Below are 24,332 nucleotides of genomic sequence, written 5' to 3'. Positions count from 1 at the left end.
TTCGAAACCTTCTACACGAAGAACATTCTTCTGAATGAAGGTCTGCGTGCCTGGATGGCACCGGCTGACCAGCCGCATGAAAACTTCGTCTTCCCTGAAGAGGTTCTGCCCCGTGGTAACGCTCTCTAGTCCTTCTCTTACGGCCGTCGGCGGCAAAGACCTGGACTCCACCGGTTATGCCTGGTGGGCCGGCAATGCACGCCTGATCAACCTGTCCGGTCGTCTGCTCGGGGCCCACGTGGCCCACGCTGGCCTGATGGTGTTCTGGGCCGGCGCCATGATGCTGTTTGAGGTGAGCCACTTCACCTTCGACAAACCGATGTACGAACAGGGTCTGATCCTGTTCCCGCACGTGGCCACCCTTGGCTATGGCGTCGGTCCCGGCGGTGAGGTCACCAGCCTCTACCCCTTCTTCGTTGTCGGTGTTCTGCACCTGATCAGCTCGGCCGTTCTCGGCCTGGGCGGTCTGTACCACGCCCTGCGCGGCCCTGAGATCCTGGAGAACTACTCCTCGTTTTTCTCCCAGGACTGGCGGGATAAGAACCAGATGACCAACATCATTGGCTACCACCTCATCCTGTTGGGTGTGGGATGTCTGCTGCTGGTGTTCAAGGCGATGTTCTTCGGCGGTGTCTATGACACCTGGGCCCCCGGCGGCGGCGATGTGCGCATCATCACCAACCCCACCCTCAGCCCTGGTGTGATCTTCGGTTATCTGTTCCGCGCCCCCTTCGGTGGCGAGGGTTGGATCATCGGGGTGAACTCGATGGAAGACATCATCGGCGGCCACATCTGGCTCGGCCTCATCTGCATCTTCGGTGGCATCTGGCACGTCATCACCAAGCCGTTCGGCTGGGTGCGTCGCGCCTTCATCTGGAACGGTGAGGCCTACCTGAGCTACAGCCTTGGCGCCTTGAGCTTCATGAGCTTCATCGCCTCGGCCTTCATCTGGTTCAACAACACCGCTTACCCCTCTGAGTTCTACGGCCCCACCAACGCCGAGTCCTCGCAGGCCCAGAGCTTCACCTTCCTGGTGCGTGACCAACGCCTGGGTGCCAACATCGGTTCAGCCATGGGTCCCACCGGCCTTGGCAAATACTTGATGCGCTCCCCAACCGGCGAGATCATCTTCGGTGGAGAAACCATGCGTTTCTGGGACTTCCGCGGCCCTTGGCTGGAGCCCCTGCGTGGTCCCAACGGGCTCAGCCTCGACAAGCTCCAGAACGACATTCAGCCCTGGCAAGTGCGCCGGGCCGCTGAATACATGACCCACGCTCCGAATGCGTCCCTCAACTCCGTGGGCGGCATCATCACCGAACCCAACTCGGTGAACTTCGTGAACGTGCGTCAGTGGCTGTCTGCCACCCAGTTCGTGCTCGCCTTCTTCTTCCTGGTGGGTCACCTCTGGCATGCAGGCCGAGCCCGCGCCGCGGCGGCTGGCTTCGAGAAAGGCATCGACCGCAAGGCCGAGCCCACCCTGGCCATGCCCGACCTCGACTGAGCTCCACGGCTTGTCCGAGCACCACTGGTTGCTCTCTTCGCCCCCGGCTTCCACGGGGGCTTTTTCATGGGCTGCCTGACCAGAAAGACTTGGTGATGCTTTCCGGCCAGGCGGACACATTCGAGAGATGCCGGCTTATCCAGCTCTTCGTAGCTTTGGGGACCACCGGGAGTTCCCCTTGTCCATCCGCCTAGCCGCCGGCCGCATGGTTGCCGCAGCAGCCCTTCCCCTTGCGCTTCTGCCGTTCGTTGCTGTTCAGCCTGCAGCCGCCAAGAATGCCTCCATCGACTACCCCCGCCAGGGCGTGGTCTGCGACCGGGCCACAAAGATGTGCTTCGACAGCACCGGGGTGTCTGTGACCCTCACCAGGGAGTATTTCGGCCGCAGCGCCGAACGGGAGCTGATTCGCAAGCTGTCGGGCAGCAACCGCCCCACCCAGTTCCAGTTGAGCAACGGCGATGTCTGCGATGTGCGGCGGCAGACCTGCTGGGACGACGGCTGGGATGGCAAGAACATCAGCAGGGCCCTGAGCAAGCAGCTGTTTGGCAACAACGGCGCTTGGCGCAACCCGGGATCAGGCAACACCAGCAACAACTGGAACAACAACAGCGGCTGGAACAACAGCGGTGGCGGCGGCTGGAACAACAACAGTGGCAATAACGGCAGCTGGAACAACGGCAATAACTGGAACAACAACAACTGGCAGCAAGGCCAGGGCAACACCGCCTGCGAGCTGCGTCAGGGAAACCGCCGCCTCTTCAACGGCAGCTGCGTCCTCAATCGGCGTGAATCGTCGAACGGCATGGCCTACAACGTGGAGCTTGGGGATGGGCGCCGCTACAGCTTCTTCAACCGGCAGGGCAACCTGGTGCTCCGAGACGCCACTGGGGTCTGGCCGGTGCAGGTGAGCAACCGCAACGGCAACGTGAGCTTCCGCTGGGCCGACCTGCGGCTGGAAGCCCAGGACAGCCGTTGGAACAACCAGGGGCAGCAAGGTGGTTTTGAGGACGTCAACCCCACAGGGGCATTCCTTCAGAACCTGTTCAACAATCTGTTCCGTTGACCCGCGGGGCTGTTTCATCCTTCAACCAGCGGCGCAATAGCGGCAGGCTGAGGCCGATCACATTGCTGACGCAGCCCTCGATCGTCTCCACCAGCAGGCCGCCGCGGCCTTCAAGAGCAAACCCACCCGCGCAACCGAGCGGCTCACCGCTGGCCACATAGGCCTCGATCTCAGCGGCCTCAAGCTGAGCAAAGCGCACGCGGGTGGTGACAGCCGCCAGGCGGGGGGCTCCGCTGCCCAGCAGGCAATGGCCCGTGTGCAGCTCGCCCCAGCCTCCGGACATGCCCTGCCAGCGCTCGATCGCCTGCAGGGCATCCCTGGGTTTGCCCTGGATCTCGCCCTTAAACACGAACAACGAATCGCAGCCCAGCACAAGCTCCGGGCAGGGGTCGGCCGGGGCGCTGTCGGCCAGGACGGTGGCCACGGCCTCAGCCTTGGCTCTGGCCAGGCAGACGGCCAGCTCGCAGGGATCCGTCGCCTTGATCGTGGCTTCATCGAAGCCACTCGCCAAGACGCGATGGGGGATCTGGGCCCGATCCAGTAGCAGGCGGCGGGCCGGAGAGGCGGAAGCAAGCACCAACGGAACGGTGGACACGGCGGCAGCGCAGGACAACAGGAGGGCGAACCAGGGGTACGGCGCCGGCCTTCGGCTGGAACCGCCGCAGGCTGGAGCAGGGATTGGAGAGAATCAACGCATGGACCCCATCCTGGACAACCCTCGCTCCCTGGCTCGCGCCGCCAGCGCCATGCGCTGCCTGCCATTTCGCCTCGGTCTGTACCGCCTGCTGGAGCAGGAGGCGATCAGCAGCGTGGCGCTGTGGGCCCGCACCGACGCGGAAACGCTCTGCAGCACCAGGCTGACACCCGACGACACTGAAACCCTGTTCATCTGGCTGATCCGGCTCGGCGTGCTGCGCCGCGAAGTGGATGGTCAGGGCCTCACCGAACGGGTAAGGCTCACTCCCATGGGTCGTCAGTTGCTGGCGGGTTGGAGCCAGGAGATTCCGCGCGCCGGCTGGAAGGAACAGCTGCGCCATGCGATCAGCCGCTACCGGCCGCGCCTGTGACAGCACCGGCTGCGGGTTCCGGCCCTGTGCCGCCGGCGTTGATGGTGCTGGGCACCAGCAGCGGCGCCGGCAAATCCCTCATGACGGCGGCGCTCTGCCGAGTGCTGCGGCGTCGCGGCGAAACACCGGTGCCCTTCAAGGGGCAGAACATGAGTCTCAACGCCTGGGTGGATGAGGACGGCGGCGAAATGGCCTACAGCCAGGCGCTGCAGGCCTGGGCCGCGGGCCTGGAGCCGCGGGTGGCGATGAATCCGGTGCTGCTCAAGCCGCAGGGCGACAGCACCAGCGAGGTGATCCACATGGGCCGCGCGGTGGGCACGGCCCGCGCCGAGCACTACTACCGCGACTGGTTCCGCCCCGGTTGGCAGGCGATTCGCCAGGGGCTGGAAGACCTGCGCTTCAGCCATCCCGGCGGGCGGCTGGTGCTGGAGGGGGCCGGCAGCCCGGTGGAGGTGAACCTGCAGGCGCGGGATCTCACCAATCTGCGCCTGGCGCAGTTCCTGCGCGCCCGCTGCCTGCTGGTGGCTGACATCGAGCGCGGCGGTGTGTTCGCCCAGATCGTCGGCACCCTGGCCCTGCTCAGACCGGTGGAGCGCCCGCTGATCCGGGGGATCCTGATCAATCGCTTCCGCGGGCGGCGGCAGCTGTTCGACGCGGGGCGCCAGTGGCTGGAACAGGAAACGGGGATTCCGGTGCTGGGCGTGATGCCCTGGCTCGATGAGCTCTTCCCACCGGAAGATTCACTCGATCTGCTGGAACGGCGGGCCCGCAAACCCGAGGCGGAGCTGGAGATCGCCGTGGTGCGGCTGCCGTCGATCAGCAACTTCTCCGACTTCGATCCACTGGAGTCCGAGCCGAGTGTGCGCCTGCGCTGGGTGCGGCCGGGGGATCCACTCGGCCAGCCCGCTGCGGTGATCCTGCCCGGCAGCAAGCAGACCCTGCGGGATCTGGCCGTGCTCAAGGAGAGCCCACTGGCCGACGCGCTGCTGCGCTTCGTGGCTGGCGGCGGCCACCTGTTCGGGCTCTGCGGCGGCCTGCAGATGCTGGGAGAACGACTGGAGGATCCGCACAGGCTGGAGGGAAGCGCCAGCGCGGATGGCGAGGATGGGCTCAGGGGGCTGGGGCTGCTGCCGCTGGCCACCTACTTCATGGCAGGGAAAACCCTGCGACAGCGTCGCGAGTTCGCCTGTTGGCCCGCAGCGGGCACACCGCTGGAAGGCTTCGAGCTGCATCAGGGCCGTACCCACTGCCTCGATCCGGCCAACTGTGAGCCGCTGGCGGCTGGTGAATCAGGTGCCGGGTTGGGCTGGTGGTCGGGCAGGGTCGCCGGCTCCTACCTGCACGGTCTGTTCGAGAACGGCCGCTGGCGGCGGCAATGGCTCAATCAGCTGCGCGAGGCGCGCGGCTTCTCCGCCCTGCCGCTGGATGTGCCGCACCACGGCCTGCAGCGCGAAGACTTGCTCGATCGCCTGGCGGAGGCCTTCGAAGCGGAGGTGAACCTGGCCCCGCTGCTGGTCTAGGGAAACTCTGGCCAACAGGGATTTGACGAGCAGCCGTGCCCAGAGATCCCCGGTAGTGGCCCCTCTCTGCGATGAGGGCGTGGTCGATACTCGTTGAAGCGGCTTGTCTCCTTCTGGTGGTCTGGAGATATCCCTGTGAGCGGCTCCTTTTGACGCCCGAATTCCCTTGTTCATGGTGTCGCGAGCAACTGGCGCCGTGCCAGGAACGGGTTAGTCAGTGCAGCCAGCACATTGATCTTGCAGCTGTTCTTGGTCATTCCCCGCAGCCAGGTCTTCTGAAAGCCAAACGGCTGCACCAGGTGAATCCGCAACACGTCGCCAGCGGATACGGCGGGCGGCTTCCTTTCCTGCCGCTCTTGGGGTAGCGGGGCTCAACCAGATGGATCAGCGCCTGCCAGGGCACGACGGGCTCCATGTCGGCCAGAAACTTCTCGCGTTAGGCGCGCTTCTTTGCCGTGATCTGCTCGCAGTCTCCGAATCCAAGCGGCTTGCCGCCCGTGAACCCAGTCCTTACCTGCAATCAGAGGGTCATCCTCCTGTGAATGGGGCGGACTTTTCCGAGTCTCCTTAGGCGTAGGCCTTGATGCACAACAATGGATTGCGCTAACGATGAGCAAACAACGGCATTGACGAACGGGAATGACATCGGGTGATCTGCAGCGGAGCGCTGGATAGAACACACAGTTGTCCATAGCCGATCGCAGATCTACACAGCCATCAATGCCGATTGGCTCTAAATTCAAAGCCTCATCACAGTGCAGACATGACAGCCAAACCCAAGCAGGATTTCTTCCTGTTTCTAGTTGGCGGTGCCTTTTTTGCCGCCGGCATCTTTCTGTTCACCAATCAGGTGATGGTGGGATCGGCGTTGCGGTTCTCCGGCAGCGGTTTCGGAGGTCGCACCTTCGGCGGGGGATTCGGTGGCGGCTTCAGTGGGGTGGTGGCCCAGGGGGTGGGTGAGGGCTTCGGTCTGCTGGTGTTGCTGCTGGGCATCGGCGTCTGTCTGCTGTTCTCAGGCACCTACCGCCGGGCCGGCTGGTTTCTGGTCTGGGCGTCTTCAGCGGCCGTGGGGGTGGGGGTGCTGCACAGCCTGTTCATCAGCTTCCGCCCCACCACGCTCTGGAGCCTGGCCACGATGGTGGTGATGATCGCCGCCGGCGGTGGTCTGATGTTCCGCTCCCTCTCCAGCTATGCCGGCGAGGGGAGCAGCCGCAGCACCCACGCCGATGGGCTCGGTGCTTCTGGTGATTCCAGCTCCAGCGCCGAAGCACTTGCCGCCGCCGAACGGGAACTGGAACGTCTGCGCCGGGAGCTGGAGCGTGCTGGCAAGCGCTGAATGCCAGCACGGCTATGGGTCAACCACCCCGACAGAAATCCTGCTGCCAAGCCGCATCCACTGGAGGCCGGATCAACTCGAAGCAGAGGTGTAGAAGCGCAGGGCATAGCGCCAGATGGCGCGGCTGATCATGAGGCAGGCGGCGGCCACCGCCACGCTGGCGACCATCCAGCTGCCGGACGCCCGCCCCAGCACCGCCTCGGCCGGCACCGTGGTGAGGAAGGCCACGGGCAGCACGAAGGTGAAGAAGGCCCTCAGGCCCGCCGGGTACACGCTCACCGGATAGCGGCCGGCCACGAGGGTGCTGCGCAGCACTTCGGTGGCGTTCCAGACCTTCACGAACCAGATGCTGGTGGCGGCGATCACGAACCAGAGGCTGTAAAGGATGGCGGCGCTGGCCAGCAGCAGCACTGCAGTGGCGGCGACCGTGTCCGGCCCCAGCACCGCACCGGCGCGCAGGGCGGCCACCAGGATCAGGCCGGCACCCATCACCATGCCCGGCAGCCCCCAGGGGGAGAAGGTGCGCAGGGACAACCAGAACTGGCTGTCGATGGGTTTGAGCAGCACGAAATCGAGGGTGCCGTTCTGCACGTGGGTGACGATCGTGGACAGGTTGGGCTGGAACAGGGTGCTGGTGAGGCCTTCCAGCAGGGTGTAGAAGCCCAGCACCACCAGCGCCGCGTTCCAGCTCCAGCCGCCCAGGTTCTGGCCTGGCCCGTAGAGCAGCGAGAGCACGAACAGGCTGCCGGCCAGGTTGCCCACTTCGGCGAGCAGCTCCAACACGAAGTTGGCGGGGTATTCCATTTCCGCCGCCAGCGAGGCGCTCCAGAACTGGGCCAGGGTGCGCAGGTAGCGGTGCATCAGGCCCCCATGGCCGAATACCGCCGGATGCCGACGCGCCAGAGCAGTAGAAACAGCAGCAGGAACAGGCCGCTCCAGAGCGCCAGGCCCAGGAAGCCCGCCGCCAGGTTGACCTCCGCTCCCATCAGCACGCGGGCGGGAAAGGCGATCGTGTAAGGGAACGGGGTGGCCAGCGCGAAGGCGCGCACGCCCGGTGGAAAGGTTTCCAGCGGCGCCACCAGGCCCGAGAGGAACAGATAGGGAATCAGCAGCAGCCGCTCCAGCGCCAGCGCCCGCTCGCTCCAGAAGCAGGCCATGGCGATCACCCCCTGCAGCAGAAAGCGCAGGATGAACGCTGACACGGTGGCCAGCACCCCCCAGAACACGTCAGCGGGATGGGGCCACCACAACAGGCTCGGCTGCAGCAGGAACAGCAGCGCCAGCAGGGCCGCCACGAACGGCACACGGGTGACCTGCTCGGCCACGTGGGCGGCCAGGTAGCGCCAGAACGGATGCAGCGGTTGGAGCAGGTAGGGCGAGAGCCGTCCTTGCAGGTTGTCTTCCTCGAAGACATGAATCACCCACACCACCGTGAACTGGCGCACGACGAAGGCCGCCAGGAAATAGCGGGTGAGCATCGCCGGCGTGAAGCCTGCCGCCGCGCCGGCTCCTGAGCCGCTCCAGACGCCGAGCATGATCAGCGGCAGCACCCCGGAAAGCGCCCACAAGGCGATTTCGGCGCGGTATTCGAGCATGTAGGCGTACTGCGTGCTGAGCAGCACCCGCGCCAGCGGCAGCACAGGCCTGGCGCGGGGTTCAGGCGGCACTGTCATCCACCGTCCCCCGCTCGAACAGCCCACCGATGATCTGCTCGATCGGCGGGTCGCTCACTTCCAGATCCACCACGGCGAACCGCTCCAGCAGCTGAGCCACGCTGCCGGTGAGCTGGGCCGACGGCACCCGCAGGCACACCTGATTCCCCTGCAGGGATTCCACCGTTCCATGGCCGGCGAAGGCGGAGGCGGGCTGGGGCACATTCAGCTCCAGCCGCACCAGCCGGTAAGGCGCCAGCTGCTCGCTCAACCCCTCCAGGCGGCCGTCATAGAAGAGCCGGCCCTGATGAATCAGCAACACCCGCTCGCACAGGGCGGTGATGTCGCCCATGTAGTGGCTGGTGAGCAGCACGGTGGCGCCGGTGCGCCGGTTGTAGTCGGCGAGGAAATCCCGCACCCGAGCCTGGGCGTTCACATCGAGCCCGAGCGTGGGTTCATCGAGGAACAGCACGGCGGGACGGTGCAGCAGGGCCGCCAGCAGCTCGGCCTTCATGCGCTGGCCCAGTGACAGCTTGCGCACCGGGCGGGTCAGCTCCTCCCCCAGTTCGAGCATGTCGGCCAGTTCGGCGATGCGGCGGCGCGCTTCGGGCGGGGTGAGGCCGTAGACCGCTGCGTTGACCCGAAACGAATCGAGCGGCGGCAGATCCCAGATCAGCTGCTGCTTCTGGCCCATCACCAGGGTGATCTGGTGCAGGAAGGCGGCCTGGCGCCGTTTCGGCTCATGCCCCGCCACCCGCACCGTGCCGGCGGTGGGATGGATCAGGCCGGTGAGCATCTTCAAGGTGGTGGTCTTGCCGGCGCCGTTCGGCCCCAGAAACCCGACCATCTCCCCGGGCGCGATCGCGAACGACACCCCGCTCACGGCGGGCACATCACGATGGCGGCGGCGCACGAAGTGGCGCAGGGTGCCGGCCATGCCGGGTTGCTTGTCGGCCACCCGGTAGGTCTTGCTGAGCTGCTGGACCTCGATGATCACCGGCAGGCTCCGTTCACTGGCCGACTCCAGCGGCTGGCTGAGGGGCCGCGTGCCGCTGGGATCGGCACTGCAGAACAGATGGCCGCCAGCGTGGGAGTGGCAGGCGTTGACGCCACGGAAGTGAGAGCGGCAGCGGAGGTTTCACTGCAGGGTCAGGCGTCTTCGGGCAGCAGCACCGTGGTGTGCAGGCTGTCCTTGCCCAGATCACTGGTGATCACCCACACCTGCAGCCCACGGCCGAGGTTGAACACGCTGCGCAGCCCCCCCTGCTGGCGATAAGCGGCCAGGGTGTTGTCGCGGGCATCGCGGGCGTCCACATCGCCCCAGTCACCGCGGCGGTGGCGAGCCACCAGGCGCTGGAGGGTTTCGGCATCCACCCATTCGCGCACGACGGGGTCGACATCGACAGGACCGATGGCGAGACGGGCGGACAAGGGCGGATCCACAGGAGGGCGAAGGCTGTTCAGCGTAAGGGGGCTGGAGGGGCTACCAAGGGGGGAGTGCGGCAGATTGGGGCTGGGGTGTGGCCTGGCGGACTGGCAGGATCCTTCCTCGCAGCTGGACTGTCGGCAACAGGAGAGGGCCACCAAGAGGTGGTGGACAGAGGATCGGGAGGCCAGCGGGGCACTCGGCTGAAGATGAAGGCATCTTTCGTTTGTTTACGGGATCAGAAGTTGGCCGTCTTTTTTTGTTCTGCTCTTAAAGTTGTGCGAGCCAACAGGTGCTGATTCAGGGATTCTGACACCAAAGATTCCGACTCAGAGCTTCTGCCTGAAGAAGTCTGAGCCAGGAGTTCTGATTGAAGAATTCTCATCAATGGCGTCGGGTCCAGGGATTCGGATCTGTTGCTTTCTCCCTTCGCTGACCGTTTCACCATGGCACTGCTTCAGGCGCCCTCGCTGGGAATCGAGAGGTTCGAGAACGACAGGAACAAACAGAGTTGGTCACAGGCCTCCGACGACGACAACACCACGATCATCCGGGCGGTGTATCAGCAGGTGCTTGGTCACCAGTATGTGATGGCCAATGAGCGGCTCACCGGGGCCGAATCCCTGTTTCGCAATGGTTTCCTGAGTGTTCGCGAGCTGGTGCGCACCGTGGCGAAGAGCGGGCTGTACCGCGAGCGCTTCTTCGAGAACTGCAACCCCTACCGCTTCATCGAGCTGAACCACAAGCACCTGCTCGGCCGCGCGCCGCAGAACCGCGCCGAGATGCTTCACCACTTCACAATCCTGCAGGAGGAGGGTTTCGATGCCGAAATCGACTCCTACATCGATGGCGATGAATACCAGCAACGCTTCGGGCAGGACACTGTTCCCTACCTGCACGGCTGGGATTATTCGGCAGGGCATGAAGGCCGGCAGTTCTCCTGGCTGATGCAGCTGGCCCGTGGCGCTGCGGCCTCAGTGAAGGGCGATCCCTCCGGCACCCAGTTCCGCCTCGGCAAGGCACTGCACCAGGACCGGGCCGTGCCGGTGCGCGGCTCCATGGGCCGGGTGGTGATCGTGTCCACCGAAGGACCTTTCAAGGCACAGGTGAGCTCCGCCACCAACCTGTTCAACGACGACGACTGGGGCAGCGCGCGCCGGGCACCGTCGCAGGAGCACCGGGCGGAAGCACTGCGGGTGTCAGCCGGGGACCGCTCCACCAGCGGCAGCGGTGCCCGGGTGGTGACCATCTCCGCCACCGGCATCGCCGACAACGGTTATGTGCGCACCAGCGCCTACGTGCTGCGGGTGCCCTACTCCCGCATGAACGAAGCCCTGCGACGGGTGCAGCGCCTCGGTGGCCGCGTCACCGATGTGACTGTGAGCTGAGGCCCCAGCCCCGGGCCGCTGCCGGGAGCGGGTGGGGCTGCGGCCCTGCCCGCTCCCGGCAGCTCATGGGGCACCCCGGCCAGGCATCGCCGGCGCAGCCGCCGGTGTTGGAGCTGGCACGGCTGCCGGTGATGGGGCTTCAGGTGATGCCGGTTCCGGAGACACCTTCGAAGCACCGGCGGGCCGGCGGGGCTGGGGGCTGCCCACCCCGAGCGATTCCAGCAACTGGTTGATACGACGGGTCAGCAGACGCACTTCCTCAAGCGTGTCCACGAGCGGTGGGTGGGCTTCACGCATCAAGCCCAGGGCTTCCTCGGTGGCCTGGCGGGCCGCGCTGCCAGTGGTGTCAATGCGCCGGGCGGTGCTCTCGTACACCTGCAGGGTCTGGCGAGTGGTGGCAGCGGTACGGCCTGTCTCCAGCTCCAGCCGCCGGCTCAGGCGCTGGAGGTCGAGCAACGTGCTGCGGAAGCTGCCCACGGCCCCGGGCACATCACGCTCCGCCATCCGCGCCGTGCCTTCGAGAGCGCGATTGAGCTTGATCCGGGTGGTGCCGATCTCCTCCAGCAGCTGGGCCAGATCGGCCGACGGACGGAAAGGAATCAGCAGGTCGCGCCGCGGCGTTTCTTCTCCAGGGGAGAGGACGTCGGGGGTGAGGGCGATCTGGCTGGCACCGATCAAGCCCTCCTGGTAACGCTCGGCGTGGCTGCCAGGGCCGATCAACCGCCGGTAGCGGTCGGCGATGCGCAGGTCGACGGCCACCGTGCCATCGCCAGCCAGCGTGACCCGTTCCACCCGCCCCACCCGGTAGCCCGCCACCGTGACATTCACCCCCGGCCAGATGCCGCTGGCATCGGTGGTGCGGAAGCGCACCCCGAAGCTGCTGGTGAGCCAGCTCTGCTGCTGGACGGCGGCTCCCACCATCCACACGCCCAGCACCACCGCCCCCACGGGCACGGCCCAGCTCAGCGCTGTGGCCAGCCCCTCCAGCGGTCCATCGAACCGCCGGCGGGGTGGGGCGGTATCGCTCGCCGGCGGTTCGGCTGGCGGCTGAGCCTGTGGCTGCAGTGGCACCTGTGGCGGCAATGGGGTCTGGGGTGGCTCCTGTGATGCCGGCTGGGGGGTGGATGAACTCATGGCAAGCCCAGGGCCGCGGGGGGGAGGACGGTCAGCCAGAGGGCTTCCAGCGCCACCACGCCGAGCGCGCAGCACACGATCGCCAGACTGATCAGGTTGGGCAGGCGCTCCGGATGGCGGCGGCTCTGCTTGCCGATGGCATGGGCCAGGCAGGCGGAAGCGGCCGCGAACACGGCCGTGCGAACCATGGCGGACCCCAGTCGCTCCGGCGTGAGCGTGCCCAGGAAGAGCGGCAACTGTTCGCTCAGATCCGGCCGGGGAGAGAGCAACACACTGGCCAGCACCACCGCCAGCAGGAAGTAGGGCAGCAGCAGCAGAGAACCCAGCATCGCCGTGGCCACACGGGCCCCGAGCAGGTGGCGGCCCACGGAGGGCTGGATCCGGCCGGCGAGCTGCACCCGCTGCGGCACGCAGCACCCGATCCAGATCAGGTTGACCACCAGCGGCGCCACGATCTGCACATTGGCCAGCGTGGTGGTTTCGAGCGCGAAGGGCGTGCTGAGGCGCAGCGGCTCCAGCAGCCACTGCGTCACGAAGGTGCCGATGGCGCCGCCCAGCACCACCGCCAGCGGCGCCGCCCCCACCACATCCCGCCGTAATTGCTGCAGCATCCAGGGGCGCAAGCGTCTGGGAGCCTAGGCACAGCTGGCGGATCGGCTCAGCCTCGCCCATGCTTTCGACACCGCCTCCCGGTTGATCCCATGCCCCCCTCGCTCAACCGCCGCCAGTTCCTGGCCCTGGGCGGCCTGGGGCTGGCTGGTCTGGCCTGCGGCGCCCTGCGCGGCGTGGCTGCGGAAACAGCCAGCCGCCTGCCGGCCGGGCTGAGCCTGCCGCCCCGCGGTGATCTGCGCGTGGTGCTGATCGGCGATCTGAACGCCAGCTACGGCTCCACCACCTACATCGAGCAGGTGCACCGGGGGGTGGCCCTGATCCCGGCGCTGCAGGCCGATCTGGTGCTCTGCGCCGGCGACATGGTGGCGGGCCAGAAGGCCAGCTTGAGCAACGCGCAGCTGCAGGCGATGTGGGCCGGGTTCGATCGCTCCGTGCTGGTGCCGTTGCGCCGCGCCGGCCTGCCGTTTGCGCCGGCGATGGGCAACCACGATGCCTCCAGCCTGCGCCAGGGGGCCGGCTACCTGTTTGCCCGCGATCGGGCCGAGGCGGAACGGTTCTGGGCTCGTCAGAAACAGGCGCTCGGTCTGACGTTCGTGGACGGCAGCGGCTTTCCGTTCTTCTATTCGTTCCGTCAGCAGGATCTGTTCGTGCTGGTGTGGGACGCCTCGTCGGCGGTGGTGCCGGCGGAACAGGTGCGCTGGGCCGACCGCAGCCTCGGTTCCGCAGCGGCCCGTGCGGCGCGGCGGCGGCTGGTGGTGGGGCACCTGCCCCTGCAGGCGGTGGCCCAGGGGCGCGACAGCGCCGGCAACGTGCTGCGTGATGCCACCAGCCTGCGTCAACTGATGGAACGCCACGACGTGGAGGCCTACATCAGCGGCCATCACCACGCCTTCTTCCCCGGCCGGTTGGGGGAGCTGGATGTGATCGCCCTGGGGGCGCTGGGCAGCGGTCCACGCCGCCTGCTGCAGAGCAGCGCCGCTCCCTTTCAGACGCTCACCGTGCTCGATCTGCCGCGCCGCGGCGGCCGGCCGCTGAGCACCACGATCAACCTGCGCACGCTGCGGACGGTGGCGCTACAGACGCTGCCGCGTCAGCTGGTGGACCGCCAGGGGCGGGTGCTGCCTCGAGCAAGTTGATGCGGTAGAGCACGTCTTCGAGCGCATCGGCGGCGCTGATCGCGGCGTAGCGCTGGGGGGTGTCGGGTCCGCAGCAGCAGGGCAACGGCTGCAACACCGTGCTGGGCCGGGCATGGCAGAACTGCACCACGCTCAGGCGGCCTGCGGCAGCCACTGCTGGGGCTTCGGCGGCAGCGGCCGGCAGGGCGGGGGCGATCACCCGGTGCCAGCCAGCCGGGATGTGGCCGTTGCTGAGCCGCTCCAGCATCAGGCCGCTGTTGATGATCACGCGGCCATCCGGCGGCAGGGCCTCGACCCACTCCCCCTCCACCAGCACCTGCAGCCCCGGGGCGGTGGCGCGCGGCAGAGCCGTGATCAGGTTGATGTCGGCATGGGGGGCGGCCCAGAGGTGGGGGCCTGAAGGCGCTTCGGCCATCGGCGGATAGCGGATGGCGCGGGTGAGGGTGGGGGCGTCTTCGACCACAGCATCGAAGAAACCTTCAGCGGCACCCAGACCCACGGCGATCACCCGCAGGAAGCGGCGTTGCAGCTCGGCGATTGCCGCATGGAACTCCTGCAGCACCACGCTCAGCCCGGGCACCACCGCTTCGGGCAGCAACGGCTCCGGATAATGCAGCGGGAAGCGGCGCCGCAACGGGTGCGCCAGCGGCAGCGGCGCCGCCCAGTTGAGCATCTCCTTCCAATCGGCATGGCTGTGGCCCGCGGCTGTTTCCACCAGCAGGCCCGTGTAGCCCGTCTGGCCGCTTGAACCGCTGGCCACGAAGCGTTGCTTGACCGCCGGCTCGAGCGCGAAGAAGCGGCCCAGCAGGCCGTAGGCGGCATCGAGCAGATCGGCGGAGAGATCGGCGCGCGCATACACAAAGCCGGTGGCCAGGCTGCACCGCACTCCCTCCACCACCGCGGCTCGGGCGGCACGGCTGCCCTGTTCAAAGGCCAGCAGATCGACGTCGAGGATGGCGCTGCTCATCACACCGATTGTGATGGCCCTGGTGGTGTCATGCCGCCGCCGCTTCCTGGCCGGCGTCCGGTCCGCCGGCGAGCGGAGCACTGGCTGGTCCGCTCGCCAGTGCCAGGCCCTGGGCGCGGGCCAGCCCCACATCGACGCCGATGTGCTGATCGGGGCGGCCGGTGATCAGCAGCGCGCGCCGCTGGCGGGTGGCGATCTGCCACAGCCAGCGGCTCAGCAGGGTGATGCGGTTTTCGGTATCGGGGATGAAGGCCAGGTGGGCCAGCCCCCACAGCAGCCAGCCTGGAAAGCCCGTGACCCGCACGCCGCGCAGGTCCGCCACTGCATACATCGGCCCGATCACGGCCATGCTGCCCAGATCCATCCAGCGGAACGGGGCGCTGGCCTGGCCCGCCAGCTGGTTGAGGATGTCCTTCGCCACCCAGGCGCCCATCTGCACCGCCGGACCGGCCATGCCAGGCAGGGGGGCGCCGTCGCTGGTGTGGCTGTAATGGCAGAGATCACCGATCACCCGCACCTCCGGGTGGCCGGGCAGACTGAAATCAGGCTCCACCTGCACCCGCCCGCCCCGGTCCACACTGCAGCCGCTCTTCTCGGCCAGCAGGGCACCGAGGCGGGAGGCGCGTACACCAGCGGTCCAGCAGATCGTGGCCGCCTCCAGCGGTTCGTTGCCCTCTTCTCCTTTGAGCCGCACCTTGCCCGGCTCGATCGCCGCCACCATCGTGTTCAGCCGCAGCTCCACGCCCTGGCGGCGCAGATAGCCGGCTGCCGCGGCTGACAGGCTCGGATGCATCACCGGCAGCACCCGGTCGACCGCATCCACCAGCAGCACGCGGCAGGCCTCGGGTCGCAACTGCTTGAAATCGCGACGGATGGCGGAATGCATCAGCTCGATCAAGGAGCCGGCCAGCTCACAGCCGGCCGGGCCGGCCCCCACCACCACGGCGGTCTGCAGGAAGCGGCGGCGCTGGGGATCGGGGGTCTGCTCCGCCTCCTCCAGGGCCATCAGCAGGCGCCGGCGGATCTCCTGGGCGTGCTCAAGGATCTTCATCGGCGGCGCCAGCGGCCGCCACTCCTCATGGCCGAAGTAGGCGGAACCTGAGCCGCAGGCCAGCACCAACTGGTCGTAGGCGTAGTGATGTCCGTTGAACAGCAGCGTGCGGGCGTCGAGGTCCACATCGGTGACCTCCCCGAGCAGCACCTGCACGTTGGGCGCCTGGCCCACCATCTGGCGCAGCGGTGACGCCACATCCGCCGCCGACACCAGGCCCGAAGCCACCTGATACAGCAGCGGCTGGAACAGGTTGAAATTGCGCTTGTCGATCAGGGTGACCCGCACCGGCCGGTTGGCCAGCGCCTGGCACACCCTCAGACCGGCAAAGCCACCACCCACCACCACCACATGGGGGACCCCTGCGAGTCGGGCGGCAGGGGGATCGAGTTCGAGGAAGAAGCGTTCCGGCGCCATGGATCCGGCCGCTCCGAAGAGATGTCAAGTTTCTTGTAGCGGGGCTGCAGGCCCATGGCTGTGCCCGTTGCTGCATCGGACCCCTGCCGGTGGCGGCGGCGGGACAGCGGGGAGAAGTTGCGGCAGGGTGGAGGCATGATCCGCACACTGCTCAACATCCTCTGGTTCGTGCTGGGGGGCTTCCTGATGGGGGTCGGCTGGTGGCTGGCCGGCCTGGTGGCGGCGATCACGATCGTGGGGCTGCCCTGGGCGCGCGCCTGCTTCGTGATCGGCAACTTCTCCTTCTGGCCGTTCGGCCAGGAGGCCGTGAGCCGCCGCGAGCTCACCGGTCGCACGGATTTCGGCACCGGCCCGCTGGGCCTGGTGGGCAACATCGTGTGGTTCGTGCTGGCGGGCTGGTGGCTGGCCCTCGGCCACCTCAGCTCAGCCCTGGCCTGCTTCGTGACGATCATCGGCATTCCCTTCGGCATCCAGCACATCAAGCTGGCCCTGATCGCCCTGGCGCCGATCGGCATGCAGGTGGTGCCCAGCGGCTCCAGGCATTGAGGGAGCTGCGATCAGGCCGGCCAGGCGGATTGCGGCTGTGGCCGCGGCGCTGGCGGCCGAGTTGACTGCGCAGGCCATCTGAGACGTATCAGCGCAGGGCGTCCAGTTCGCCGCGCAGGTGCAGGTCGGCGAGGGCGTCGTAGCCGCCGATGCAGGCCCCATCGATGAACACGAGCGGCAGGGTGTTGATGCCGGTGTGCTCCAGCAGGGCCTGGCGCTGGTCGTCGCTGGTGACGGTGTGGACCCGGTGGGCGATGCCGAGCGTGCGCAGCATGCGCTGGGCACGGGCGGAATAGGGGCAGCCGGGCAGAACGGCGATCTCCACCCGGGAGTCGCCCTGTAGGTGGGGATCTGATGCAGGCGGCGCGGCGGGCGCGGCGGCTGGGGGCGCCTCCGCTGCGTATGGGGCTGGCGCAGGGGCAGCCATGGCCGCTTGCGCCGGGGCGGCCGCTCGCGACATGGCCTCGGCCATGGCGGCGGCATGGGCGGCGGCGGCTGGCTCCGGCGCCGGCTCCGGCGCGCCGGCCAGGAAGCCCACCAGCAGATCAGCGCCTTTGAGCACCACCGTGCCGTGCTCCAGGTGGCCGCCCCACACCTGGCAATCGGAATCGGACAGGCTCAGGTGCAGGTGCACTCCCTGGGGCGAGAGCGTGCCCTGCAGGGTGATGATCTCCAGATCGCCTTCCAGCACCGACGGTTGGGAGCGGCCCGGGCACTGAAAGGCCACACGCGAGAGGTTGCCCACCACCCCCAGCACGAAGCCGGCGGCGTTCTGCTCCACGGCCAGCTGCTCGAGGCTGGCGCGCAGATCGCTGCCGGGTTCGAGGTGCAGCGGCAACGGATGCATGGGCAAAGACGACGGCTCAGGGGGTCAGGTTACGGGTGAGCCCGACGGCTCAGCTGCCGGGCAGCACCTGGCGATAGCCGTTGGCGCTCACCACCCGCAGCGGCGTGTCGAACAGGGCGCTGAGCGGAGCATCCTGCAGCAGCGTGGCGGCTGGGCCATCGCCCACCACCGTCCCCTGGCGAAGCAGCACGCAGCGGCTGATCTCCGGAATGATCGCGTCGATGTGGTGGGTGACGAGCAGCAGGGTGGTGCCGGCCCGGGCCAGGCCACGCAGGATCTCCAGCAACTGGTGGCGGGCCTGGAGATCGAGGCCGTTGGTGGGCTCATCGAGCACCAGCACCTCCGGTTCATGCACCAGCGCGCGGGCCAGCAGCAGCCGGCGGCGCTGGCCATCGGAGAGCTGGGCGTAGGGACGCTCCTCCAGATCTGCCAGCCCCAGCTGCTCCATCAGCGTGCGCACGCGCTCGCGCTGGGCGGCGTTGGCCACCTGGCTGCGGCCGATGCCGACCGAACCGAAGAAACCGGAGAGCACCACATCAGCGGCAGGCACCCGGCCCACGTAGCCGGCCTGCAGGTCTTGCGACACCAGGCCGATGCGACGACGCAGCTGCCACAGGTTCACCGTTTCGCTGCCGAACAGCCGCAGCCGCGAGCCCGGCTTCACAACCGGATAGAGCTCACGGCTGAGCAACTTGATCAGGGAGCTCTTGCCGGAGCCGTTGGGCCCCATCACCACGGCATGCTCGCCGCGATGGAACTGCACGCTGAGGTTCTCGAACACCTTGCGCGGACCAAGCCAGGCCTCCACCGCCTGGGCCTCGAAGTAAGGGATGGGGGAGGCAGAACTGGCCATCGCTGCAAGGTAAGGCCAGGCAGAGGGGGCTTGGGCTGGGCCTGAACGCACTGTTTCGACTGGGGGCGAGGTGGCCATCAGGTGTGGAAGTCATGAACACCTTGTGATGGCTGCGCGGCCTTGCGCTCCGGCAGCCTCCAGAGTGGTGAGTGATGCATCACCCCACGCCTCACACCATTGCCGCCCTGATCTGGGCAGGAATGCTGGCCGTCAAGGCTGTGGGCATGGCGCGCCGCTGGCAGCGGCACAGGGCACAGGCGCTCAGCCGCGCATTTGGGCGGGAGTTGCGGCGGCGCGAGCTGGTGGCAGCAGCAGGTCGGAGCCAGAACTCACACAGCTGAGTGGCGAGGGGCGGCCAGTGGCGCTCAGCCGTGCTGGGCTGAGCCCGCTGCAGGCAGCTGGAGGAATTGGTGGCGGGCCCCCTGGCGCTCCCAGCGCGCCCGATCACCTGGCCGATCAGACGGCGGCCGACCGGAATGTCGTGAGGCCCACAATGGTTGGAACGAGGGATCGGATGGTGGCTTCAGCAATAGCCGCAGCACTTTCTGATGAATGCTGCACCGCATTGCGCGCGGTCCAGGCGATCACCTTTGATGTGCAGGGCACCTGCGTTGATTTCTACCGCCCGCTGCTTCGCCTGGGAGACAGCATCAACCAGGCGAAGTCACTCTCGATCGACTGGGCAGTGATGTCGTCGGGATGGCGCGCGCTCTACCGAGAGGTGCTCGATGCCGTGATCTGCGGGCATCGGCCCTGGCTTCCGGTCGTGGAGATCTACCGCGAAACACTCGATGTGCTGTTGGAGGATCGCGGCCTTGCCAGCCACTTTTCCACTACGGAGCGCGATCAACTCAATGGGATCTGGTCGAGATTGGAACCCTGGCCGGACACGGTTGAAGGATTACGCCGCCTTCGTCAGAGCTACGTCACCTCCACGTTGTCGAATGCGGGCATGGCCACGATGGTGTCGATCGTTAAGCGGGCAGGGCTTCCTTTCGATGCCGTGCTGACAGCCGAACTGGTGCAGGCCTACAAGCCCGCTGCCGCTGTGTATCAGCTGGCGGTCGATTCTCTCGGCTACAGGCCCGGTCAGATCCTCATGGTGGCTTGCCACAAATACGACCTCAAAGCAGCACGTGCCTTCGGCATGCGCACAGCCTTCATTGCCCGCCCGCTTGAATTCGGTCCCGGTGTTGACACCGACCTGACCCCCGAGAGCTGGATCGATGTGCCTGTCAGCAGCCTGAGCGAGCTCGCAGACGTGCTGGAGATCGTGAACGCTGCCGGTGTTGAGGCCGCCTCCACTTGAGAACGGATCAGTCGTGAGGAGGTGGCTGAATCCGCCGCCCATGCGAGCTGCAATCCCTGCCTCAGGAGGCGGAAGCCGCCCACACGGATGGGGGGAAACCAGCATGGGTGTGGGCTGAGCCGGCCCGCCACGCACCTCTATTGAGCCGGCCCCACGCACCGCCGCTCAGCCGGCTCCGCGCTCAGCCCAGCTGCGCCAGCACTGCCGCCGCCGCTTCCTCGCCGCTGCGCACGGCTCCGTCGAAAAAGCCGGGCCAACGCTCGGCCACTTCGGTGCCGGCCCAGTACACCGCCCCGTGGGGCCGGCGCATGGCATCGCCGCAACGGCTCCAGAGCCCCGGAGGCATCCAGGCGGCGTAGGCACCGCCCACAAAGGGCACGGCAGGCCAGTCTTTTTCCACATAGGCCACGGGTTCGAGCGCCTGTGGGCCGAGATAGGTGGCCAGATCGCCCAGCACCGCCTGCCTTCGCGCCTCGGCATCCAGCGGTGCCCAGCGCGCATAGCGGTGACCCACCACGAAGGCCGCCAGCACGCCGGTGCCGCTTTCGGGGTCGGAGCTGTCGGCGCAGAGCTCCACCCAGGGGCGATCACCGATCGCGATGCCCGACAGCCCCTGCTGGCGCCACCACGGCGTGCGGTACACCACCAGCACCTTGGCGCAGGCGCCCATCTCCATGCGCTGCTGCAGCTCCAGCCGATCAGCGGGCAGCTCCGGGCTGAAGCGCAGCTGGGCGGCCTGGGCCGGTGGCATCGCCACGATCGCCGCACGACAGGGATACACCGCCTTGTCGGTGTGGACCACGACGGGGTGGGCGGCCGTGGGGCCGCTGCCTGCCGCATCGGCTTGATCCGGGACTCCGCTCGCCGCCTGAACAGGGCCGCCTGGCTCCAGCTGGCTCACGGCCCGCACCGGTTCCCCCAGCCGCACGACGCCTTTCCCTAAGTCTGCCGCCAGCAGCGCTGGCAGCTGGCCGGCTCCGCCATGCAGCAGCTCTTCCTCCGGGTGCTCGCCCTGGGCGGCGGTGCGCTGGCCCCAGAGCACGTGCAGCAGCGACACCTGCTCCGGTTCCGCCGGACCAAGGAAGCCCACGGCCCGACAGAAGTAGGCGAAATACCAGGCGGCGAAGGGGGTATGGGTATTGGCGTCGATCCACTCCTGGAAGCTGAGCTGATCGAGCTCGGCGGCGGCCGGATGGTGGTGCGGGTGGCCTTCGGGAAGCTCCTCCACCAGCGCCTGGAAGCGCTCCAGTGCCGCCATGGCGTCGTCCCAGTCGGCGCTGGGCACGGCTGGCGGCTGGCCTTCCGGGAACCCCTGGAAGAAGCCGGCGAAGGTGCAGCGCGTGCTGCCGAACACCAGCACCGTCTCACCGTCGTGGGGGGACTCGAAGCGGCGGATGCCGTGGCGCTCCAGCAGCGCGAGGAAGCGGGTCTGGGTGGGCCCGACCCACTGGCCGCCCAGATCGACCCAGGGGCTGGAGGCCGGCGCCGCCACTGCGGAACCCGGGCCGGAGAGGTCCACCCGTTGGCCGGTCATGCGGCCACCCAGTTCCACTGCGGCCTCGATCAGATGAACGGAGCGGCCGGCCGCCTGCAGTTCCCGAGCCGCCACCCGCCCCGACAGGCCACCGCCCACCACCACCACATCGACGGGATCGAACATGTTCAGGCTCATCTGTTCAACATCGCAACGGGGCGCAGGGGACGCCGGTGCGGCGGGTACCACCAGCGCTCTTGTAGCCGATAGTCTCCAGAGCCCGCGGTGCCGCTCGACGCGCCCATGGCCACCTTCCTCGTCACCGGTGCCAACCGCGGCATCGGCACCGAATACTGCCGCCAGCTGAAGGCCCGCGGTGACACGGTGATCGCCGCCTGCCGCACAGCTTCGGCCGAGCTCGCGGCCCTGGGGGTGCGGATCGAGCAGGACGTGGACATCACCTCCGATGCCGCCGTGGCCGGCTTGCTGCAACGGCTCGACGGGCTGGCGATCGATGGACTGATCCACAACGCCGGCATCCTGGAGCGCACGAGCCTGGAGGATCTCGATCCGATCAGCCTGCGCCGTCAGTTCGAGGTGAATGCGGTGGCACCGCTGCGTCTCACCCGCGCCCTGCTGCCCCAGCTGCCCGCCGGCGCCAAGGTGATCCTGATGACCAGCCGCATGGGTTCGATCGCCGACAACAGCTCCGGCGGTTCCTACGGCTACCGGATGTCGAAGGTGGCGCTCTGCATGGCGGGCAAGTCGCTGGCGATTGACCTGGCGCCACGCGGCATCGCGGTGGCCATCCTTCATCCCGGCCTGGTGCGCACGCGCATGACGGGCTTCACGGCGCAGGGCATCAGCGTCGAGCAGTCGGTGCAGGGGCTGCTGGCCCGCATCGATGCGCTCAACCTCGCCACCTCCGGCAGCTTCTGGCACGCCAACGGCGAGCTGCTGCCCTGGTGAGCGGCTGTGGCGTAAGCGGCTTTGGGGTGAGCTGCTGGCGCTGCCGGCCTGTGGGACAGTGAAGGGCCCTTCGATCCAGCGCGTGCCGAACGACAGCGGCTCTTCCAAATCGGTGCTGGCCAGCCTGCTGGTGGTGCTCGCGGTGATCGGTGGCCTGGCCCTGCTGGGGTGGTTCGCGGTGGTGCTGCTGGATCTCAAGCACCTGAACACCTCGGGCTTCACCCTGCCCTGAGGCGGAGCCAGATCGCCGCAGGGACCACTTGCCCCGAGCGAGCGCTGGCGGATCCGCTCAGAACTTGCGCAGCTCTCGCCGCACCTTGAGCGGGTCGCCCGACTGCTGCACGTTGGTGAGCAGCAGCGGCAGGGTGAACAGCACCACGGCAATGGCGATCGCCACCCCCGGGGAGATCGTGGACGCGCGGACCGGCGGAACCTCGCTGGAGTGGGTCGGGCTGTGGCGATGCCGCCGCCGCAATGGCCTGGTGGACCTTCCCATCGCTGGAACCTGCCGGCCTGCTGGGGATTCAGTGTGACGGGGTGCCGCAAGGCGCCGGTGGACGGCGAGACGCTGGTGCCAGATTCAAGGGCTGCCTCGTTTGGCTGAGCAGGTGGCCGACCCTGAGGCCCTCTGATCGCCGTCTGCCCATGGTGGGCCCGCTCACCGGGCAGGGATGAAAGGATGCCCGCCACACCGCGGAGCGCCTGCCATGGATCTTCCAGCCCTGTTGCTCGCCACCGGGGGGCATCAGATCGAAGCGGCCGAAACGCTCATCCAGGCGGGTCGCTTCATCGTGATCCTTTTCGCCGCCCGCGCCCTGGCCGAGCTGATGGTGCGGTTCGGCCTGCCGGCCATCCTCGGTGAGCTGGTGGCCGGGGTGCTGATCGGTGTGTCGGGGTTGCATCTGATCCTGGCGCCGGAGCTGGCCAGTGCGCTCAACGGCACCGCCCAGGGCGCGATCGCCTCGCTGGCCCACGTGGAGCCGGTCCAGGTGCAGGAGATCTACGACCACAGCTTCAGCAACCTGCAGTCGGTGGGCAAGATCGGCCTGTTCGCCCTGCTGTTCCTCACCGGCCTCGAAAGCGAGCTGGAGGAGCTGATGGCCGTGGGGGTGCAAGCCATCACCGTGGCGCTCACCGGGGTGGTGCTGCCTTTTGTTCTGGGCACCTTCGGGCTGCATGCCCTATTCGGGGTGCCCCTGCTGCCGGCGATCTTTGCCGGCGCCGCCATGACCGCCACCAGCATCGGCATCACCGCCAGCGTGCTGGGCGAGCTCAAGTTTCTGCGCACCCGCGACGGCCAGACCGTGATCGGCGCGGCTGTGCTCGATGACATCCTCGGCATCGTGATCCTGGCGGTGGTGGTGGCGCTGGCCGGCGGCGAAGGCTTCGCCCTGGCGCCGGTGCTGAAGCTGGTGGCAGCAGCTGCGGTGTTCGTGGCGGTGGCCCTGCTGCTGAGCCGCACCGCCGCGCCCGCCTTCGACTGGCTGCTCGACCGCCTGCGCGCCCCGGGTGAAGTGGTGGTGGCGGCCTTCCTGGTGCTTTCGCTGGCCTGTTTCGCAGCCCAGGCCTTCGGGCTGGAGGCCGCTCTCGGCGCCTTCGCCGGCGGGCTGATCCTGAGTTCCTCCCGCCACCGGCATGCGATCGAGGAGGCGGTGAAGCCCCTGGTGGCGCTGTTCGCCACCGTGTTCTTCGTGCTGATCGGCAGCGGCCTCGATCTGGCCGTGCTCAACCCCTTCGATACGGCCAACCATGAGGGGCTGGTGATGGCCGGCTTCCTGCTGGTGGCGGCGGTGGTGAGCAAGGTGGCGGCGGGCTGGAGCTACCTCAGCAAGGAGCCCACCAACCGGCTGGCGGTGGGGCTGGGCATGATGCCGCGCGGCGAAGTGGGCCTGATCTTCCTCGGCCTCGGCACCCAGACAGGAGTGCTGGGTCCGTCGCTGGAGGCGGCGATCCTGCTGATGGTGATGGGCACCACCTTCCTGGCACCGGTGCTGCTGCGTCTGGTGCTGGCCACTCCCCCAGAGGCCGTGGAGCTCACCCCCTGAGGCCGGGGCCTGGCTGCAC

General features: G+C 67.7%; 25 protein-coding genes and 1 pseudogene. 13 read left to right on the top strand and 13 right to left on the bottom strand.

The window, feature by feature from the left end; translation table 11 throughout:
- From KBY86_RS04930 to KBY86_RS04920, 3 genes and pseudogenes are all read left to right on the top strand, one after another.
- Nucleotides 1–129 (top strand): annotated as a pseudogene (locus KBY86_RS04930) (photosystem II D2 protein (photosystem q(a) protein)); the annotation flags it as partial.
- A complete protein-coding gene (gene psbC / locus KBY86_RS04925) occupies nt 113–1,501 on the top strand; it encodes a photosystem II reaction center protein CP43 (RefSeq protein ID WP_094514715.1) in 1,389 nt (462 codons plus the stop codon). The pseudogene KBY86_RS04930 and the gene psbC, both read left to right, overlap by 17 nt.
- Before the next feature lie 178 nt (nt 1,502–1,679).
- Nucleotides 1,680–2,564, top strand: a complete 885-nt coding sequence (locus KBY86_RS04920) for a YcgJ family protein (protein WP_255140394.1) — start codon at nt 1,680–1,682, stop codon at nt 2,562–2,564.
- Here KBY86_RS04920 and KBY86_RS04915 read toward each other — a convergent pair.
- Nucleotides 2,545–3,159, bottom strand: coding sequence for a nucleoside triphosphate pyrophosphatase (locus KBY86_RS04915; protein ID WP_255140393.1), 615 nt, complete (start codon nt 3,157–3,159; stop codon nt 2,545–2,547). The genes KBY86_RS04920 and KBY86_RS04915 overlap by 20 nt on opposite strands.
- A 100-nt stretch (nt 3,160–3,259) precedes the next feature.
- On the opposite strand from KBY86_RS04915, the gene KBY86_RS04910 reads away from it, so the two are divergent.
- From KBY86_RS04910 to KBY86_RS04895, 3 genes are all read left to right on the top strand, one after another.
- Complete coding sequence (locus KBY86_RS04910; RefSeq protein ID WP_255101419.1) at nt 3,260–3,631, top strand: Npun_F0494 family protein; 372 nt, start codon at nt 3,260–3,262, stop codon at nt 3,629–3,631.
- 41 nt (nt 3,632–3,672) lie between these two features.
- Complete coding sequence (locus KBY86_RS04905) at nt 3,673–5,151, top strand: cobyric acid synthase (RefSeq protein ID WP_255140407.1); 1,479 nt, start codon at nt 3,673–3,675, stop codon at nt 5,149–5,151.
- A gap of 763 nt (nt 5,152–5,914) precedes the next feature.
- Nucleotides 5,915–6,487, top strand: a complete 573-nt coding sequence (locus tag KBY86_RS04895) for a hypothetical protein (RefSeq protein ID WP_255140392.1) — start codon at nt 5,915–5,917, stop codon at nt 6,485–6,487.
- 72 nt (nt 6,488–6,559) lie between these two features.
- Here the strand turns inward: KBY86_RS04895 and KBY86_RS04890 are convergent, their stop codons facing one another.
- From KBY86_RS04890 to KBY86_RS04875, 4 genes are all read right to left on the bottom strand, one after another.
- A complete protein-coding gene (locus tag KBY86_RS04890) occupies nt 6,560–7,348 on the bottom strand; it encodes an ABC transporter permease (protein WP_255140391.1) in 789 nt (262 codons plus the stop codon).
- Nucleotides 7,348–8,160, bottom strand: a complete 813-nt coding sequence (locus KBY86_RS04885) for an ABC-2 family transporter protein (RefSeq protein WP_233133136.1) — start codon at nt 8,158–8,160, stop codon at nt 7,348–7,350. Before KBY86_RS04885 ends, KBY86_RS04890 begins: the two co-directional genes overlap by 1 nt.
- Nucleotides 8,144–9,133 carry an ATP-binding cassette domain-containing protein gene (locus KBY86_RS04880; protein ID WP_255140406.1) on the bottom strand — a complete coding sequence of 330 codons (990 nt, stop codon included), beginning with the start codon at nt 9,131–9,133 and terminating at the stop codon, nt 8,144–8,146. The genes KBY86_RS04885 and KBY86_RS04880 overlap by 17 nt, the downstream gene beginning before the upstream one ends.
- Before the next feature lie 155 nt (nt 9,134–9,288).
- Nucleotides 9,289–9,570 (bottom strand): hypothetical protein, encoded by a 282-nt coding sequence (locus KBY86_RS04875; protein WP_094514707.1) that lies wholly within the window; start codon nt 9,568–9,570, stop codon nt 9,289–9,291.
- A 441-nt stretch (nt 9,571–10,011) separates the two neighbouring features.
- Between KBY86_RS04875 and KBY86_RS04870 the strand changes: the two genes are divergently transcribed.
- Nucleotides 10,012–10,953 carry a phycobilisome rod-core linker polypeptide gene (locus KBY86_RS04870; RefSeq protein ID WP_094514706.1) on the top strand — a complete coding sequence of 314 codons (942 nt, stop codon included), beginning with the start codon at nt 10,012–10,014 and terminating at the stop codon, nt 10,951–10,953.
- A gap of 63 nt (nt 10,954–11,016) precedes the next feature.
- Here the strand turns inward: KBY86_RS04870 and KBY86_RS15155 are convergent, their stop codons facing one another.
- Nucleotides 11,017–12,024 (bottom strand): MlaD family protein, encoded by a 1,008-nt coding sequence (locus tag KBY86_RS15155; RefSeq protein ID WP_315855835.1) that lies wholly within the window; start codon nt 12,022–12,024, stop codon nt 11,017–11,019.
- Between the two features lie 59 nt (nt 12,025–12,083).
- Nucleotides 12,084–12,698, bottom strand: coding sequence for a hypothetical protein (locus tag KBY86_RS04860; RefSeq protein ID WP_255140390.1), 615 nt, complete (start codon nt 12,696–12,698; stop codon nt 12,084–12,086).
- Nucleotides 12,699–12,788: 90 nt separating this feature from the next.
- Between KBY86_RS04860 and KBY86_RS04855 the strand changes: the two genes are divergently transcribed.
- A complete protein-coding gene (locus tag KBY86_RS04855; protein WP_255140389.1) occupies nt 12,789–13,835 on the top strand; it encodes a metallophosphoesterase in 1,047 nt (348 codons plus the stop codon).
- Here the strand turns inward: KBY86_RS04855 and KBY86_RS04850 are convergent.
- Entirely contained in the window at nt 13,744–14,802 is a 1,059-nt protein-coding gene (locus tag KBY86_RS04850) for an isopenicillin N synthase family oxygenase (RefSeq protein WP_255140388.1), read from the bottom strand. The two genes, KBY86_RS04855 and KBY86_RS04850, sit on opposite strands and share 92 nt — an antisense overlap.
- 28 nt (nt 14,803–14,830) lie before the next feature.
- Nucleotides 14,831–16,270: an NAD(P)/FAD-dependent oxidoreductase gene (locus tag KBY86_RS04845; RefSeq protein WP_255140387.1), complete on the bottom strand. Its 1,440-nt coding sequence runs from the start codon at nt 16,268–16,270 to the stop codon at nt 14,831–14,833.
- A gap of 135 nt (nt 16,271–16,405) precedes the next feature.
- Here KBY86_RS04845 and KBY86_RS04840 point away from each other — a divergent pair, with 135 nt between their 5' ends.
- Nucleotides 16,406–16,816, top strand: a complete 411-nt coding sequence (locus KBY86_RS04840; protein ID WP_094514698.1) for a YccF domain-containing protein — start codon at nt 16,406–16,408, stop codon at nt 16,814–16,816.
- 88 nt (nt 16,817–16,904) lie between these two features.
- Here the strand turns inward: KBY86_RS04840 and KBY86_RS04835 are convergent, their stop codons facing one another.
- Nucleotides 16,905–17,663, bottom strand: a complete 759-nt coding sequence (locus KBY86_RS04835; protein WP_094514696.1) for a PCC domain-containing protein — start codon at nt 17,661–17,663, stop codon at nt 16,905–16,907.
- Nucleotides 17,664–17,712: 49 nt separating this feature from the next.
- A complete protein-coding gene (locus KBY86_RS04830; RefSeq protein WP_255140386.1) occupies nt 17,713–18,516 on the bottom strand; it encodes an ABC transporter ATP-binding protein in 804 nt (267 codons plus the stop codon).
- Nucleotides 18,517–19,081: 565 nt separating this feature from the next.
- On the opposite strand from KBY86_RS04830, the gene KBY86_RS04825 reads away from it, so the two are divergent.
- Nucleotides 19,082–19,825: a haloacid dehalogenase type II gene (locus tag KBY86_RS04825; protein ID WP_255140385.1), complete on the top strand. Its 744-nt coding sequence runs from the start codon at nt 19,082–19,084 to the stop codon at nt 19,823–19,825.
- A 181-nt stretch (nt 19,826–20,006) separates the two neighbouring features.
- On the opposite strand, the gene KBY86_RS04820 is transcribed toward KBY86_RS04825, so the two are convergent.
- Nucleotides 20,007–21,497 carry an FAD-dependent oxidoreductase gene (locus KBY86_RS04820; protein ID WP_255140384.1) on the bottom strand — a complete coding sequence of 497 codons (1,491 nt, stop codon included), beginning with the start codon at nt 21,495–21,497 and terminating at the stop codon, nt 20,007–20,009.
- Between the two features lie 105 nt (nt 21,498–21,602).
- On the opposite strand from KBY86_RS04820, the gene KBY86_RS04815 reads away from it, so the two are divergent.
- The gene (locus KBY86_RS04815) at nt 21,603–22,268 is read left to right on the top strand and encodes an SDR family oxidoreductase (protein ID WP_255140383.1); all 666 of its coding nucleotides are present in this window, start codon (nt 21,603–21,605) and stop codon (nt 22,266–22,268) included.
- An 82-nt stretch (nt 22,269–22,350) separates the two neighbouring features.
- The gene (locus tag KBY86_RS04810; RefSeq protein WP_158217491.1) at nt 22,351–22,500 is read left to right on the top strand and encodes a hypothetical protein; all 150 of its coding nucleotides are present in this window, start codon (nt 22,351–22,353) and stop codon (nt 22,498–22,500) included.
- Between the two features lie 57 nt (nt 22,501–22,557).
- Here KBY86_RS04810 and KBY86_RS04805 read toward each other — a convergent pair whose 3' ends face one another.
- Nucleotides 22,558–22,764, bottom strand: a complete 207-nt coding sequence (locus KBY86_RS04805) for a hypothetical protein (RefSeq protein WP_255101405.1) — start codon at nt 22,762–22,764, stop codon at nt 22,558–22,560.
- Between the two features lie 211 nt (nt 22,765–22,975).
- On the opposite strand from KBY86_RS04805, the gene KBY86_RS04800 reads away from it, so the two are divergent.
- Nucleotides 22,976–24,313, top strand: coding sequence for a cation:proton antiporter (locus KBY86_RS04800; protein WP_255140382.1), 1,338 nt, complete (start codon nt 22,976–22,978; stop codon nt 24,311–24,313).
- The last annotated feature ends 19 nt before the right edge of the window (nt 24,314–24,332 follow it).

It is taken from the genome of Synechococcus sp. Lug-A (assembly GCF_024345655.1).
Taxonomy (GTDB): domain Bacteria; phylum Cyanobacteriota; class Cyanobacteriia; order PCC-6307; family Cyanobiaceae; genus MW101C3.
The sequence above is the reverse complement of the archived record's forward strand: the minus strand, read 5'-3'. Positions and strand labels throughout refer to the sequence as shown.